14 protein-coding genes are annotated in these 14,480 nt (G+C 51.3%); 8 read left to right on the top strand and 6 right to left on the bottom strand.

Annotated features, from left to right (window positions below; genetic code table 11):
• Positions 1-116: 116 nt before the first annotated feature.
• From ACFSUS_RS06590 to ACFSUS_RS06580, 3 genes are all read right to left on the bottom strand, one after another.
• Complete coding sequence (locus ACFSUS_RS06590) at positions 117-950, bottom strand: phosphatidate cytidylyltransferase (RefSeq protein ID WP_381520812.1); 834 nt, start codon at positions 948-950, stop codon at positions 117-119.
• Positions 931-1,149, bottom strand: coding sequence for a putative signal transducing protein (locus ACFSUS_RS06585; RefSeq protein WP_381520810.1), 219 nt, complete (start codon positions 1,147-1,149; stop codon positions 931-933). The genes ACFSUS_RS06590 and ACFSUS_RS06585 overlap by 20 nt, the downstream gene beginning before the upstream one ends.
• Positions 1,150-1,262: 113 nt before the next feature.
• Positions 1,263-2,162 (bottom strand): CPBP family intramembrane glutamic endopeptidase, encoded by a 900-nt coding sequence (locus ACFSUS_RS06580; protein WP_456243009.1) that lies wholly within the window; start codon positions 2,160-2,162, stop codon positions 1,263-1,265.
• Between the two features lie 228 nt (positions 2,163-2,390).
• Between ACFSUS_RS06580 and dusB the strand changes: the two genes are divergently transcribed.
• From dusB to ACFSUS_RS06550, 6 genes are all read left to right on the top strand, one after another.
• Positions 2,391-3,380: a tRNA dihydrouridine synthase DusB gene (gene dusB / locus ACFSUS_RS06575; RefSeq protein ID WP_381520805.1), complete on the top strand. Its 990-nt coding sequence runs from the start codon at positions 2,391-2,393 to the stop codon at positions 3,378-3,380.
• A gap of 85 nt (positions 3,381-3,465) precedes the next feature.
• The gene (locus ACFSUS_RS06570) at positions 3,466-4,374 is read left to right on the top strand and encodes a DMT family transporter (RefSeq protein WP_381520802.1); all 909 of its coding nucleotides are present in this window, start codon (positions 3,466-3,468) and stop codon (positions 4,372-4,374) included.
• Positions 4,375-4,437: 63 nt separating this feature from the next.
• On the top strand, positions 4,438-4,935 hold the full coding sequence (locus ACFSUS_RS06565; protein ID WP_381520800.1) for an acetyl-CoA carboxylase biotin carboxyl carrier protein subunit: 498 nt from the start codon (positions 4,438-4,440) through the stop codon (positions 4,933-4,935).
• 99 nt (positions 4,936-5,034) lie between these two features.
• Positions 5,035-5,766: a UMP kinase gene (gene pyrH / locus ACFSUS_RS06560; protein ID WP_381520797.1), complete on the top strand. Its 732-nt coding sequence runs from the start codon at positions 5,035-5,037 to the stop codon at positions 5,764-5,766.
• A 111-nt stretch (positions 5,767-5,877) separates the two neighbouring features.
• Positions 5,878-6,438, top strand: coding sequence for a ribosome recycling factor (gene frr / locus ACFSUS_RS06555; RefSeq protein WP_381520795.1), 561 nt, complete (start codon positions 5,878-5,880; stop codon positions 6,436-6,438).
• Positions 6,439-6,714: 276 nt separating this feature from the next.
• Positions 6,715-9,309, top strand: coding sequence for a hypothetical protein (locus ACFSUS_RS06550; protein ID WP_381520792.1), 2,595 nt, complete (start codon positions 6,715-6,717; stop codon positions 9,307-9,309).
• Between the two features lie 98 nt (positions 9,310-9,407).
• On the opposite strand, the gene ACFSUS_RS06545 is transcribed toward ACFSUS_RS06550, so the two are convergent.
• Positions 9,408-9,530, bottom strand: coding sequence for a 30S ribosomal protein THX (locus ACFSUS_RS06545; protein ID WP_381520790.1), 123 nt, complete (start codon positions 9,528-9,530; stop codon positions 9,408-9,410).
• A gap of 117 nt (positions 9,531-9,647) precedes the next feature.
• Here ACFSUS_RS06545 and ACFSUS_RS06540 point away from each other — a divergent pair, with 117 nt between their 5' ends.
• Positions 9,648-11,021, top strand: coding sequence for an ethanolamine ammonia-lyase subunit EutB (locus tag ACFSUS_RS06540; RefSeq protein ID WP_381520787.1), 1,374 nt, complete (start codon positions 9,648-9,650; stop codon positions 11,019-11,021).
• A 118-nt stretch (positions 11,022-11,139) separates the two neighbouring features.
• Here the strand turns inward: ACFSUS_RS06540 and ACFSUS_RS06535 are convergent, their stop codons facing one another.
• Positions 11,140-12,153 carry a glycoside hydrolase family 43 protein gene (locus tag ACFSUS_RS06535; RefSeq protein WP_381520784.1) on the bottom strand — a complete coding sequence of 338 codons (1,014 nt, stop codon included), beginning with the start codon at positions 12,151-12,153 and terminating at the stop codon, positions 11,140-11,142.
• A gap of 333 nt (positions 12,154-12,486) precedes the next feature.
• Between ACFSUS_RS06535 and eutC the strand changes: the two genes are divergently transcribed.
• On the top strand, positions 12,487-13,338 hold the full coding sequence (gene eutC / locus ACFSUS_RS06530) for an ethanolamine ammonia-lyase subunit EutC (RefSeq protein WP_381520781.1): 852 nt from the start codon (positions 12,487-12,489) through the stop codon (positions 13,336-13,338).
• Here the strand turns inward: eutC and dprA are convergent.
• Positions 13,271-14,380 (bottom strand): DNA-processing protein DprA, encoded by a 1,110-nt coding sequence (dprA, locus tag ACFSUS_RS06525; RefSeq protein ID WP_381520779.1) that lies wholly within the window; start codon positions 14,378-14,380, stop codon positions 13,271-13,273. The genes eutC and dprA overlap by 68 nt on opposite strands.
• Positions 14,381-14,480: the final 100 nt, after the last annotated feature.

Genomic DNA, 14,480 nt, shown 5'->3' with positions numbered 1-14,480 from the left:
ATATGGTTTCGACTATCTGAATTTTAAGAAATATTAGGACCTTCTGTAGGTAACCTTATTCAGTAACTGGCTGTTCAACCTTACGGGCTATCTAACGTACCAATTAGAGCCATTGACTACGTAAACAATTTCAGGAACGTGATGATAAACGGAGCGGCCAGGAGCAGTCCGTCAAAGCGATCCAGAAAGCCGCCATGCCCCGGAATGCTGCTCCCCGAGTCTTTAATGGCAATGCTACGTTTGAATAGCGACTCCACGAGGTCACCATACGTACCCGTTACGACAATAATGCCGCCGACGCAGTACCACTGCCAGGGCCTTAGTTCGGGGGCGTAAAACGCCAGGCCCAGCGCGACCAGCCCGGCAGCCGCAGCACCACCGAGGGCGCCTTCCCACGATTTTTTTGGCGATACACGTTCAAAGAGCTTACGACGGCCGAATTTTGTGCCGGCAAAATAAGCCCCAATGTCGCTGGCCCAAAGCAGCAGCAAACAGCCGGTAATAATAATGGGATGGTAAGTGCCACCCCGAAGCGCCAGAATAATCAGCAGCGCAAACGGCATGGCCACGTAGATGATGCCCAGGAAAGTGAAGCCAATATTGGTAAAGGGCTTCATATCCCGCTTTTTGTACAGCTTTATCAGAAAGATCATCGACGAGGCCGGGCAGATCAAAAAGTAATTGCCCGTACCGATCATGTCGGTTTCAATGAAATAAGCCAGTACGCAAACCATCGTGCCGACGAGCGTTCCGTAGGCCGTAAGCGGCTCAAAACCGTCGAGGCCAAGTAGTCTGTAAAACTCTCGCTGGGTAAGCGCACTAATCACGCAGAATAGTAACGCAAACGTCCAGTCGGCGTACCAGATCATAAAAATGATGAGCGGAACCCCTACAACGGCCGCAATGACCCGCTGCTGGAGGTTCGACATCTTAGCTAAACGTTGCTTCATTCTCCAGGATTACTTTGGCCAGGATTGCATTTTGGGCCTGTACGTGCACTTCGCTCTTGCCCCACCCGATGGTAGGGTAACTGCTGCTTTGCCGATTTACGACCACCGCCGGGATGTCATGTTCAGCCAGCAGTGCCTTGGCTAACTCGGCCCGGTGGGGCAGGGGTGTGGTGTATATTGACTCCCAGTTTTCTGTCATATCCGTTTTGTGGTTAGGTTTGGTCAGGGAGTATCAGGCGTGGATAGTAATTGATAAGAAATTTACGATGCCTGATAACGCTTGACCATACTTGACCCTAAATGACTACTTAATTAATCACCGGTGTCTACCGATGTTTTATGAGCATTTGTCCGCCAGAAGACGTATAAAAGACCAGCCGTGATCACCAGCGAAATCATGGCTCCGGCCACCGGTACAACCTCCGTACTTTCTATATTCATGGATGTGACCTTTCGCTGGTATAAATAGACCATCAGCACCGTGAACCCATTGTTGACAAAATGAGCCAGAATGGCGACCCACAAATTACCAGACCAGAGGTATAGATAACCGAACAACGCGCCAAGCAACATGCGGGGAAAAAAGCCCAGAAATTGCACGTGAATGGCACTGAACAACGCAGCTGCCACCCATATGCCAACATGAACGTTACCCGTCCAGTAGCTCAAATTGCGTTGGAGAATTCCCCGGAACAGGGTCTCTTCCCCAATCGCTGGGATAACGGCAATCACCAGCATAGCAATCAGTAACTGCTGAGTGGTTTTAAACGTAGTGAGGTACTTGGTGACACCTTCGAGGCCTTTCTCTTTATCGCGAATCCACTGCTCCAGCGGTGCCAAGGTCTGTGGTAAATGCAGATTCTGATTCCACTCGATAATCAAACCATCAAACGGCATAAACGTAATGACGGCTAGTACTACCAGGCCCAGCCCCGTGACCAGATGAAGTGGTCTTGGGCTGAACTGGCTCCAGGTTCGGTGCTCAATGACAGACCAATACAGTAAAGCTGGCAGCAGAAATGACCCCAGGTGATTAACAGCCTGAAGCGTCATCAGTTCATACCAACCGTTGGAAGCCTTGGTCGGATTGGCCGCTAGCTCCATAAGGTAGGCCTGTGCTTCGGCAGGATCGAGCCCTTTGATCGCAATCAGAATACCGAATAAAATCAGTGTGCTGATAACACTCCCAAGAAGTACGAAACCAATGAGCATAATAAGCCCGCCGAGGGTAGGAGGGCGTGAGGAAGAACGATTCTGCGTATAGATTGGCTGCATAATTTCCCGTAAATTTACTGACTCATTGCTATAATCCGTTAAAGGGAACCATTTCCGCCTTCGGATTGTGCTAAAACTTTAGTGTGAGTCACTATCATTAGGTCGTCATCAAGAGCTGAATACAGTAAATGACAACCTAATGACTACGTAATAACATTATAGAAAATGGTCAATATTGGTACTATACAACTGCCGGATTTCCCGTTGTTACTGGCTCCGATGGAGGATGTCAGTGACCCGCCATTTCGGGCGGTTTGCAAAGCAAACGGAGCCGATTTGATGTACACCGAATTTATCTCGTCAGAAGGACTGATTCGCGATGCTGCAAAAAGTAGACAAAAGTTAGACATTTTCGAGTACGAACGTCCCATCGGCATTCAGTTGTTTGGCTCAGATGTCGAAACAATGGGCGAGTGCACCCGCATTGCGACCCGGGCCAATCCTGACCTGATCGATATTAACTACGGCTGCCCCGTGAAAAACGTTGCCTGTCGGGGAGCGGGCGCTGCCTTGTTGCAGGACATCCCGAAAATGGTGCGCATGACCGAAGCCGTGGTCAAAGCCACGCACCTGCCTGTAACGGTGAAAACCCGCCTTGGCTGGGACGATCATACCAAAAACGTAGAGGACGTAGCCGAACGCTTACAGGACATTGGGATTAAAGCGCTGACTGTTCACGGCCGGACGCGTGCACAGATGTATAAGGGCGATGCCGACTGGACGCTCATTGGCCGTATTAAAGACAATCCACGCATTCAAATTCCGATTTTTGGGAACGGCGACATTGATTCGCCGGAGAAAGCGATGGAATATAAAAATCGGTACGGTGTGGATGGCGTTATGATTGGTCGGGCAAGCATTGGCTATCCCTGGATTTTTAACGAAATCAAGCATTTCGTGCAAACTGGTGAGCACTTAGCGCCACCGACTATTGCTGACCGGGTCTCGGTATGTCGCCAGCATCTGGATTTCTCCATCCGCTGGAAGGGTGAGATTGTGGGCCTGTTTGAGATGCGCCGTCATTACGCCAATTATTTCCGGGGCCTCCCCGATTTTAAGCCGTTCCGAATGCGGCTCGTTACTGCCGATTCGTACGCCGAAACTAGTGCCGTGCTGGATGAGGTGGCTGAACGTTACGCCGAGGCATTTGTATGATTTTCTTTCGACAGGATGAATAGGATTAAACAGGATTTTTGGCTTGTTTTCATCCTGTCCATCCTGTTTATCCTGTCAGAAACAAATGACAACCGAAGAACCCGTTGTTATTCCGCAAAGTCGCCCGTTGTTAGCCTGGCTGTTGCTGTGTGCACTTGCCTTTGTATGGGGAAGCTCATTTATCCTGATCAAACGTAGCCTCATTGCCTTTCCCCCCGAGCAGGTGGGTGCCGGTCGGCTGGTCTTCGCCCTACTGTTCTTTTCGCCTTTTCTGGCGCAACAAAGCCGACGGGCCGACATTCGGGTATCCGTGCGGCACCGCTGGGTGGCCCTGCTGGCATCGTCGGTTATTGGGTTTGTGATTCCCGCGTTTTTGTTTGCGCAGGCAGGCGCTCATCTGAACAGTTCATTGTCGGGGGCGCTTAACTCGCTCAGTCCGCTGTTCACCCTGATTTTGGGAGCTGTCTTTTTCGGGCAAGCACTAAAAATTCGGCAAGTAGCAGGTATTCTGCTAGGCTTAGCGGGATCGTTGCTACTCGTGTTTTTTAGTGCAACGGGCTCGTTTCAGATCAACGGCTATGCGTTGCTGGTCGTACTAGCCACCATTTGTTACGGGTTAAACACCAACCTCATTGGTCGCTACATAAGTCATTTGCCCGCCCTGGTGTCAACGGCCTGGTTGTTTGCCTTTGCTGGCCCCATTGCCCTGTTAACGCTCTTACCGACCGACTTCTTCAGCCGGTTAACAAATCCAGAAAATAGTTGGTCACTGGCCGCGCTGGTAACGCTTGGCGTTTTCGGCTCGGGCTTAATGTCAATTTGTTTCAACCGGGTCATGCAGTTGGCGTCTCCGCTGTTTGCCGCATCCGTTACGTATCTGATTCCCATCGTGGCGCTCCTGTGGGGTGTTATGGACGGTGAGACCATCTACGCCGTGCAGTTTGCGGGCATGGGCGTGTGCTTGCTGGGCATCTGGCTCGTTAATAAAACATAATACACGCTTTTCGGTATACGATTTACCGTGTACTGAAAAGTGTATTCCGAAAACCCTATCTCTATGTACCAAACTACACTTAACGAACAGCCTGTCAGTATTGATTTCACGCCCACCGGTCCAACACTAAACGGTGAATCCTTTGCCTGGGACCTGATCAAGCTGTCAGATCGGACGTTCCATATTTTACACAATGATCGTTCCTATACCGCAGAAGTGCTGGCCATTCATTCGGACGACAAGACGGTTGAGTTGAAAATCAACGGCCACATCCACCAGGTTCAACTTAAGGATCGCTTCGACCTGTTGCTCGAAAAAATGGGGATGGCCAGTGCCGCTGGAGCCAAAGTGAATGACTTAAAAGCGCCTATGCCAGGGTTGATCGTAGGAATAAGTGTCCAGCCAGGCGATACTGTCAACAAAGGCGACAGCCTGCTGATTTTGGAGGCCATGAAAATGGAAAACAATTTGAAAGCACCCGGAAATGGCACGGTAAAATCGATCCGGGTTGTAAAAGGAGACCGGGTCGAGAAAGGACAGGTACTGATCGATTTTTCGTAGAAAACATAGCGAATGGCCCAGTAGAAGGGAGAGAAACGCTGAACCCTGTGCGCCATGCCCCACGGTTTTTCTTATCTTTGCCCGCGCAAAATTCACTTCATGATACCAGAACCGAAGTACAAACGAATCCTGCTTAAACTGAGCGGGGAAGCATTGGCTGGCCCATCCGGCTACAACATCGACCCCGCCGTACTGGAGCAATACAGTCAGGAAATCAAACAAGTAGTGGACATGGGCATTCAGGTGGCCATCGTCATCGGCGGAGGTAACATCTTCCGGGGCGTGTCTGGAGAACGGTCGGGAATTGATCGGGTACAGGGCGACTACATGGGCATGCTCGCCACGGTCATCAATGCGATGGCCATTCAGAGTTCACTCGAGAAACATGGCATGTATACCCGCGTGATGTCGGCCATCAAAATGGAGCAGGTTTGCGAACCTTATGTGCGTCGGCGGGCCGTGCGTCACCTCGAAAAAGGTCGCATTGTGATCTTTGGTGCTGGAACGGGTAGTCCCTATTTCACCACCGACACCACCGCTAGCTTGCGGGCCATCGAGATCGAATCTGATGTGGTGCTCAAAGGGACCAAAGTAGACGGTGTGTACACCGCCGACCCCATGAAGGATAAAACCGCCACGCGCTATACAACCATCTCCTTCGAAGACGTTTACGAAAAGAAACTAAACGTAATGGATTTGACTGCCTTTACGCTTTGTCAGGAAAATAACCTGCCTATCATCGTTTTCAACATGAACGATCGGGGTAGTCTGATGCGGGTTGTGCTGGGCGATGGCGATGCCGGAACACTGATTACATCGAAACCTGAATAAATAAGTTGTAAGGTTATAGAGTTGTACAGGTATAACGTGTTGGTTGCTGCCACTCTCATCTGTGCAACTTTACAACTCTATAACTTTACAACCCTACAACTTTATACCAGAATGGAAGAGATCGAGCTATTTCTCGACGATGCAAAAGATACGATGGAAAAGGCACTCAAGCACTTGTCCATCGAACTGACCAAAATTCGGGCCGGTAAAGCCAGCGCCCAGATGCTGGACGGCATTCAGGTTGAATATTATGGAGCGTTAACGCCCCTTAACCAGGTGGCCTCTGTCAATACAACCGACGCTCGGACCATAGTTGTAAAACCGTTTGAAAAAAAGCTAATCGGCGAGGTTGAAAAGGCGATTCGTAATTCAAATCTTGGATTAGCCCCAAACAATGACGGCGAACTGATCCGGTTGAGTGTGCCCCCCCTGACCGAAGAGCGTCGGCGCGACCTCGTTAAGAAGGTGAAGCAAGAGGTTGAAACGGCCAAAGTAAACGTCCGTAACATCCGCAAGGACACCAACGAAGACATCCGCAAGCTGACTAAGGAAGGCGTTTCTGAAGACCTGGTCAAACAAGGCGAAGAACGCGTACAAAAATTAACCGACGCCTTCATCGCCCGCATCGACGATACGTTCGTAGCGAAAGAGAAAGATATTCTGTCAGTGTAATTCGATTTGTACATAATGGATGGGTTGGCCGACTTGATGAATTACGTACGGCGGAAGAACCCTTAACACTTCAACTGCTGGCCGCTCTACCAAACGATGATCCTGACAGTTCACACGACAAGTACAGGAGGAAATAATTGAACACAAAATAAAATAAGCAAACAAGCCCGGCTAACAGTGTCGGGCTTGTTTGCTTATTACCCAGCAACAATCCGCCGGCCCCGCCCGCCGTTATTGCCTAAAGCCTTATCTTTGGGCTACGTTCCAGTAAACTTTATGAACCAACCAACCCTCTTTCAACGCCTGCGCCCGCATCTGATCGCTGTACTGGGCCTGCTCGCGCTGGCTTTCATCTATTTGTCACCAGTGATGTCGGGTAAAACCCTGACCATGACCGACGTGCAGCAGGCGGTGGCGTCAGCCCGCGAAATTCGTGAAATCGGTCAGCAAACCGGGGAGAAGCCGCTCTGGACCGATGCTGTCTTCAGCGGTATGCCAGGCTACATGATTGATTTTAATTACCCTTATATTTTTGTGTATAAGGCCGTGATGGGCGTGCTGTCGCTGGTCCCCAATACGGTGGCGGTGCTGTTTATGATTATGCTGGGCGCTTACCTCCTGCTGATTGTGCTGGGTTGTAACGTCTGGCTGGCAGCATTGGGTGGCGTTGCCTATGGCTTCGGTACGTTTGGCATGGTAAGCCTCGAAGCAGGGCATATCTCAAAGCTCTACGCCATGGGCTTCGGGGCCGGACTGCTGGCGGGTATCGTCCTGATATTGCGAGGGCGTTACTGGGTAGGAGCCGCTGTCACGGGCTTGTTTATGTGTATGGAGCTGGGTGCCAACCACATCCAGATTACGTATTACCTGTTCATGACCATCGGCCTGTACGTGCTCATCGAAGCGATCTCGCTCTTTCGGGCGGGCAAAACCCGGCAGTTGGCGCTTGGTTTAGCAACCTTAGCCGTGGTTGGCGTGTTGGCCGCTGGTAGCTTTGGTAAACGCCTGTTAGTTCTCAATCAATACACCAAAGAAACGATTCGGGGGACGTCGGAGCTGACCGCAAAAACGACAAACCCTGATGGGAAGTCAGCTCAGAACGAGTCGCAGAGTGGGTTAGATAAAGAGTACGCGTTCACCTACAGCTATAGCTTTGCTGAGATGCTGACGCTGCTCGTGCCCAATATTTACGGTGGTGGGCCGGGTGGTGGCTTGTCGACGGATTCGGAGTTTTATAAGGCGCTCGTCAACCGGGGCCTCGAACCGGCTCAGGCCAAGCAGTTTGCCGAGCTGGGGGCTCCAACGTATTGGGGAGACTTACCCATTGTGGGTGGTCCGGCTTATGCAGGAGCCGCCCTGTTGTTCTTGTTTATGCTGGGCATGTTCATCATCCAAAAGCCAATTCGATGGTGGTTGTTGAGTGCAACTCTCCTGTTGCTGGTGCTGGCAATGGGGAAATACCTGCCTGCCATCAACTATTTTCTGTTCGATTATCTGCCATACCTGAACAAGTTCCGGGCTATGACCATGGCGGTGGGATTAGCGCAATTATTCATCGGGGTCGGTGCTGCGCTGGCGATACAGACCATTGTAAGCAAGAAGCTGACCTTCGCTCAATTGCGGCAACCGTTACTCATCAGCCTCGGCCTGACGGCGGGAGTTGCCCTAATTCTGGCGGTGTTGGGCAGTACGTTGTTTTCCTTTCAATCGGCAAAAGACGCGAGCATTCTGAGCAGTTACTTTGGTGAAGCGGGTAAAGAGTTTCAACCGGCGCTCATCAGCGACCGGCAGAGCATGATGCGGAGCGACGCCTTCCGTTCTCTGATTTTAATTTTATTGACGGCAGGTGCCTTGTGGGCGTTCATTACGAATAAAATAAAAGCAGCTGTATTTTATCCGGTTCTGCTGGCCATTGTCGTTTTTGACCTGTTCAGCGTCGATAAACGGTTCCTGAATAACAGCGACTTTGTACCTAAATCGCAAATCGCCCAAGTGTTTGAACCAACACCCGCCGACGAGCAGATTCTTCAGGACAAATCGTTGGGGTATCGGGTGTTTGAGTCGGTTGGCGACTTCATGAGCAGCAACCGAACGTCGTATTTCCATCGCTCCATCGGTGGCTACCATGCGGCAAAGCTGCGTCGGTATAACGAATTGGTCACGTACGCGTTTCAGCCCAATACGTTCAATATCCTGAACATGCTGAACGCGAAGTACGTACTGCAAAACGGTCAACCTGACCCCTCCAACCCGCAGCAATTGCCTGGCCTGACTGTTGTGCCGAACCCGGAAGTGTTGGGAGCGGCCTGGTTTGTTGGGCATGTGCAGCAAGTGAATAACGCTGACGAAGAAATTGCGGTCATGAAAACGCTGAATCCGCGGGATTCGGTGGTGGTCGACAAACGGTTTGCGGCCCAATTGGGTAATTTACCAGCCACGATGGACCATACCGGCAGCACCATTCAGCTAACGAGTTACCGGCCCGATAAACTAATTTATAATGTGAATGCTGCTCGTGACGGACTGGCCGTTTTCTCCGAAATTTATTACCGGGGCAACGAAGATTGGCAGGCGTTCGTCGATGATAAACCGGCGGAGCACCTACGAGCTGATTACGTATTACGGGCCATGCGGGTTCCGGCCGGTAAACATACCATTGAGTTCCGGTTTGATCCGCCCCTGGCCAGACTGGGCGACACAATTGATTTGATCTGTAACGTGCTGCTGATTGCGCTGATTGGCTTTGTCATTTTTCGCGAAGGCCGTAGCCGCCGTTCTGAGCCTGTGCCGGTGGAACCCCAACCCGTTGTACCGACGAGCCCCGATCCCGTAAAGCCAAGTCCAAAACCAACAAAGGCGAAATCGCGGTAGTAGCCTGGCCGGTCTACCGGTGCGGTACCAGCGGCCACGTCCAGGCTACAAAAAAAGCGTTCCTGATTGATCGGGAACGCTTTTTTTGTGACACTAACTCACGATTCAGGCTTAGCTTCTGGCTTAGGAGCCGTTGAGGGCTTGCTGCTACTCGGCCGGGTCTTTCCATACGAACCCATTGAAATCTTACCTCTGCGGGATTTTTTGTCGCCTTTACCCATGATCGAAAATTGGTTTAGTGTTAGTATATTCTTGTATTACCTAAAAGTTAAGCGGTTTGTTTGCGCGTTCACCAAATGAGCCCGAAGCGTATATTTACTGATTGCAACCTTGTTCCTATGTCATATCGCCACACTGTTCGCCAGACAACGCATGTCTTTGAAGACCTTAAAACGCTGCTGGCCCGGGCCACACCGCTGCGTTCGGGAGATCAACTGGCAGGCGTAGCGGCTCAGTCGGCCGAAGAACGTGTGGCAGCCCAGATGGCTCTTGCAGAGTTGCCACTGACTACGTTTCTGAACGAAGCGGTCATTCCTTATGAGCAGGATGAGGTAACCCGACTCATTATCGACAGTCACGATGCTGACGCTTTTGCTCCAATCAGCCACCTTACCGTTGGGGATTTCAGAAACTTTCTGCTGGCCGGGCCGACCGATACGCCAACGCTGAAGACTTTAGCAACTGGCTTGACACCCGAAATGGTGGCGGCTGTGTCGAAGCTGATGCGTAATCAGGATCTGATTACTGTGGCGGCTAAATGCCAGATCGTTACCAAGTTTCGGAACACGATTGGATTGTCTGGTCGACTGTCGACACGCTTACAACCCAACCACCCCACCGACGATGCCCGGGGAATTGCCGCCAGTCTGATTGATGGTCTTTTGTATGGTTCTGGTGATGCCGTGATTGGTATAAACCCCGCAACGGACCACGTCCAGACAACCATTCGATTGCTGGAGATGCTCAATGTGGTACGTGAGCGGTTTGCCATTCCAACCCAGAGTTGTGTCCTGAGCCATTTGACCACTACGTTACAAGCCATTGAGCAGGGCGCACCGGTGGATCTGGCATTTCAGAGCATCGGGGGGACCGAAGGCGTGAATGCGTCGTTTGGCATAAATCGGGCGTTGTTGCAGGAAGGGTTAGAAGCTACTCGCTCGTTGAACCGTGGTACGCTGGGCAATAACGTTATGTATTTCGAAACAGGGCAGGGGAGTGCGCTATCGGCTAATGCGCATCAGGGTATGGATCAGCAAACCGCCGAAGTTCGTGCCTATGGGCTGGCGAGGGCGTTTGAACCATTATTGGTTAATTCGGTCGTTGGTTTCATTGGGCCCGAATACCTGTACGACGGGAAGCAAATCATCCGGGCTGGATTGGAAGATCATTTCTGCGGAAAACTGCTCGGGCTGCCAATGGGCGTAGACATTTGTTATACCAACCACGCCGAAGCCGATCAGGATGATATGGATACCTTGTTGACCTTGCTGGGTACGGCGGGCGTTACGTTCATTATGGGCATTCCGGGTGCCGATGATGTGATGTTACATTACCAGAGTACTAGTTTTCATGATGCGCTTTACGTCAGAGATTTGTTGAAACTGCGTCCCGCGCCCGAGTTCGACCAGTGGCTTCTGCAAATGAATCTCATAGATACAAACGGACGCCTGCTACCCGCTTCAGCCAGCCATCGGTTACTGGAAGGAATTTAAAAAGGGGGTCATTATGTAACCACTTCAATAGTTGTCAAGTACGGCCAGGCTTTGTAAGTCATTGATTCAGAACGCCGATGTTCTTGCCTATGCCTGACCATGCTTGACCATCAATGACTCATTTCAACAAGCGCGCTTCAACGCCTACTGTGGTGATTTTTACGGGTTTGATCGCCCCCTTCTCATCGAAATAAAGCCGGTCGATGCAGGTTTCGCGGTGGTTCCCGTCCGTTTCAGTTAGTGGGCGTCGGTGGTAGACAATATACCATTCGTCCGTTCCGGGAATCTGAATGACCGAATGGTGGCCTGCGCCGGTGGCGACCGTCGGGTCCTGCTGCAAGATTTTGCCAACTCGTTCGAACGGGCCAAACGGTGACGAACCAACGGCGTACGCTACCGAATAATCTGGCCCGGTCCAGCCCCCTTCCGACCACATAAAGTAGTACTTGCCGTTACGGATAAACATGATTGGCCCTTCCACGTAATTCTGGGGGGTAATTTCCCGAAACGTAGTACCGTCGGCAAAAGGAATGAACCCCGTAAAATCGTCCTTTAACCGGGCAATGTTGCAATGTTTCCAGCCACCGTAAATAAGGTAATACTGCCCGTCTTTGTCCTTAAACACAAATTGGTCGATCGGTTGGGCACCGTTATGAAACTGGTCGACCAGGGGTTTGCCCAGGTAGTCTTTGAAAGGGCCAGCGGGATTGTCGGCTACGGCTACCCCGATGCCACCCAACTCTTTATTGCTTTGAATATCGTTCGCGCCGAAAAACAAAAAGTATCGGCCCCCTTTTTCGACGATAGCGGGTGCCCACAGGGCACGTTTCGCCCATTTAACCGCTGCCGAATCGAGAATGCGTGGGTGCTTGGTCCAGGTTTTTAAATCTGGAGACGAAAAAGCGTCAAAAAACACCTGTTCATTGTACTTAGCGGAGTACGTCGGGTAAATCCAGTAGTTCTTACCGAAAATAACCCCTTCGGGATCAGCGTACCAGCCGGGGAATACCGGATTGCCCGCTGCTTTAGGAGCCGGTGTCGATTCATTGTTAGGTTGGGCAAAGGCTGTATGGGCAATAACGCTTACTGTGGTTAAGCAAAGCAGAAGCTTAGATCGATGGCTAGTTAACATCTCTTGATCGTATGGACGGTCTGTTTCGGGATACAAACGTAACACCACAACTTGTATAAGTCTATACTCCGCTTTTTAAACCAACTAAGTTGAAAAAGTGATTGAATCAAACTAAACTATAAGTTGAGTGCTTACTGTAACCTTTAACAACTATTTGAGTGAGCCATGTTGAGCATAGTTTCAGACTATGCTCTGGCGTTATCCGGTCTCCGACCGGTGTTTAGCAACTTTTTCCAATCTCCAACCGGATAACGCTTTAGTGCAATAATCCCAACCAGCTTGCTTTGTTTGCTATTTTGTGGTTAGTTTATCCAGATAACTCCCCTGAGAACTATGACAACCACCGACCCCTGGGCGTTTTTGCAACAGCACACGGCTGCCCGCATTGCGCAGGGTCGCGTCGGCCATAGTTTACCAACCGACGCATTACTGAGCTTTCAGCTCGACCACGCCCGGGCGCGTGATGCGGTGTACTCTGAACTCGACACGTCTGGTTTACTGAACCAGCTGAACACTATCTGCCCCGACCCGTTGCTACTGCACAGTCAGGCCGCCGATCGGCGGCAGTACCTGCAGCGCCCGGATTTAGGTCGGAAGCTACGTACGGGTAGCCTCGACACCAGCCGACAAAGGGGCCTTGTTGGCACAACTCCAGAGAGCCGGACAACTTTTACCGGCCAATCGGCAGTAACAGTATCTACTGTTGATATCGCCATCGTTTTAGCCGATGGACTATCAGCCACGGCGATTAACAAACATGCCATCCCCGTTGTCTCCTCACTGGTGAAAGCCGTGCAGGAACTAGGGTGGTCACTGGCTCCGCTCTGCCTGGTTGAGCAGGGGCGTGTCGCCATCGGCGACGAGATCGCGCACCAGCTAAACGCCGAAATGGTGGTAGTACTCATTGGCGAACGACCGGGTCTATCGTCGCCCGATAGTTTGGGCGCTTACCTGACCTACCAGCCTAAACCGGGCTTAACGGATGAGTCAAGAAACTGTGTCTCAAACATCCGTCCCGAGGGTTTGTCGTACGAATTTGCGGTACAAAAGCTCGTGTATCTGCTCTCCGAAATGAAAATAAGGCGGTTGTCGGGAGTGGGCTTAAAGGACGAAATGCCTACACATACACCACTGCATACTTCTTCCCCGGCAGCGAGCGTACAAAGCCCCGAAACTCCAGATTAAGCAATACCGAAGCCAGGCGGCCCATCGGAATCTGCGATTGCCAGCTTAAATCATCAATGTGAAGATCCGTTGACTGACGTAGCAGGGCCACGATCTGGCTTTCTTCTTCGGTGATGTCAACGGGCAAAGCCGGGGCTATATTTTTGCTGGACACATGATCAACGTCCCGATCCCAATTCAGGGTCTCAATCAGGTCTTTGGGGCTTGTATAAATTTGCGCTTTGTTTTCGCGGATGAGTTTATTGCAACCCGCCGAGAACGCCTGATTTAACTGTCCCGGCACGGCAAAGACTTCGCGATGGTAGTTATTAGCGTATTCGGCCGTAATAAGTGCTCCCCCTTTGGCCGCGGCTTCCACGACGACAATAGCGTCGCTTAATCCTGCAATAATCCGGTTCCGAGCCGGGAACAGGTGGGCATCGGGTTTGGTACCTGGCTGACTTTCGGTGAGCAGACCACCCAGCGTGGTCATTTCCCGCGCGGTCTTCTGATGGACATTTGGATAGATAATGTCTAGTCCGCTGGCCATCACACCAATGGTCGGCAAGCCGTTGGTTAAGCTGGCGCGGTGAGCCGCGATGTCGATGCCATAGGCTAGCCCGCTAATGACGTTGACGCCGTAGGGTGCCACCGCTTCGACAATCTCCGACGTAATCCGACGGCCGTATTCGGTTGCCTGCCGTGTGCCGACCAAACCAATAGTACGTGGTGCGTTCAGGTTACCGGCTCCCTGAAAATACAGCAGCGCTGGCGCATCGTAAAGCGTTTTCAGCCGGTTCGGATAGGCTTTATCGGTATAAAACAAAGTCGAAGCGCCTAGCTTTTCAAGGCGTTTAGCGACCTGTTCAGCTTCGGTCAATACGTCTGACTTCAGGATGGCGCGGGCCGTTACGTCGCCGATGCCGGGCACTTTTAACAGCCGGGCGAGGGGAGAGCGAAAGACGTCTTCGGCAGCGCCACAATAGCTAATAAGTTGGCGAACAAGGATGCTGCCCACGCCCGGAACGAGCGTCAGGCCAATTTGGTGAAGGTTATAAGACACAGTGTAGCGTTACGGTTAGAAACGCTAATTTATCAGTGTTTCTAGTTATTTGGTAAAAATAGTATAGCCGTAACGAAGATCGTGTTTTGAAAGGTGAGGT

This window comes from Spirosoma soli (assembly GCF_042684525.1).
GTDB classification, from domain to species: domain Bacteria; phylum Bacteroidota; class Bacteroidia; order Cytophagales; family Spirosomataceae; genus Spirosoma; species Spirosoma soli.
Note: the sequence above shows the minus strand (reverse complement) of the source record. Positions and strands in the feature narration are given on the sequence as shown.

Bases quoted from the DNA above. Each gene is read 5' to 3' on its own strand.
- ACFSUS_RS06540 (WP_381520787.1), top strand. From the start codon at position 9,648: ATGTCATATCGCCACACTGTTCGCCAGACAACGCATGTCTTTGAAGAC.
- ACFSUS_RS06565 (WP_381520800.1), top strand. From the start codon at position 4,438: ATGTACCAAACTACACTTAACGAACAGCCTGTCAGTATTGATTTCACG.
- frr (WP_381520795.1), top strand. From the start codon at position 5,878: ATGGAAGAGATCGAGCTATTTCTCGACGATGCAAAAGATACGATGGAA.
- ACFSUS_RS06590 (WP_381520812.1), bottom strand. From the start codon at position 950: ATGAAGCAACGTTTAGCTAAGATGTCGAACCTCCAGCAGCGGGTCATT.
- ACFSUS_RS06580 (WP_456243009.1), bottom strand. From the start codon at position 2,162: ATGCTCATTGGTTTCGTACTTCTTGGGAGTGTTATCAGCACACTGATT.
- ACFSUS_RS06535 (WP_381520784.1), bottom strand. From the start codon at position 12,153: ATGTTAACTAGCCATCGATCTAAGCTTCTGCTTTGCTTAACCACAGTA.
- ACFSUS_RS06545 (WP_381520790.1), bottom strand. From the start codon at position 9,530: ATGGGTAAAGGCGACAAAAAATCCCGCAGAGGTAAGATTTCAATGGGT.
- pyrH (WP_381520797.1), top strand. From the start codon at position 5,035: ATGATACCAGAACCGAAGTACAAACGAATCCTGCTTAAACTGAGCGGG.
- ACFSUS_RS06585 (WP_381520810.1), bottom strand. From the start codon at position 1,149: ATGACAGAAAACTGGGAGTCAATATACACCACACCCCTGCCCCACCGG.
- eutC (WP_381520781.1), top strand. From the start codon at position 12,487: ATGACAACCACCGACCCCTGGGCGTTTTTGCAACAGCACACGGCTGCC.
- ACFSUS_RS06550 (WP_381520792.1), top strand. From the start codon at position 6,715: ATGAACCAACCAACCCTCTTTCAACGCCTGCGCCCGCATCTGATCGCT.
- dusB (WP_381520805.1), top strand. From the start codon at position 2,391: ATGGTCAATATTGGTACTATACAACTGCCGGATTTCCCGTTGTTACTG.
- ACFSUS_RS06570 (WP_381520802.1), top strand. From the start codon at position 3,466: ATGACAACCGAAGAACCCGTTGTTATTCCGCAAAGTCGCCCGTTGTTA.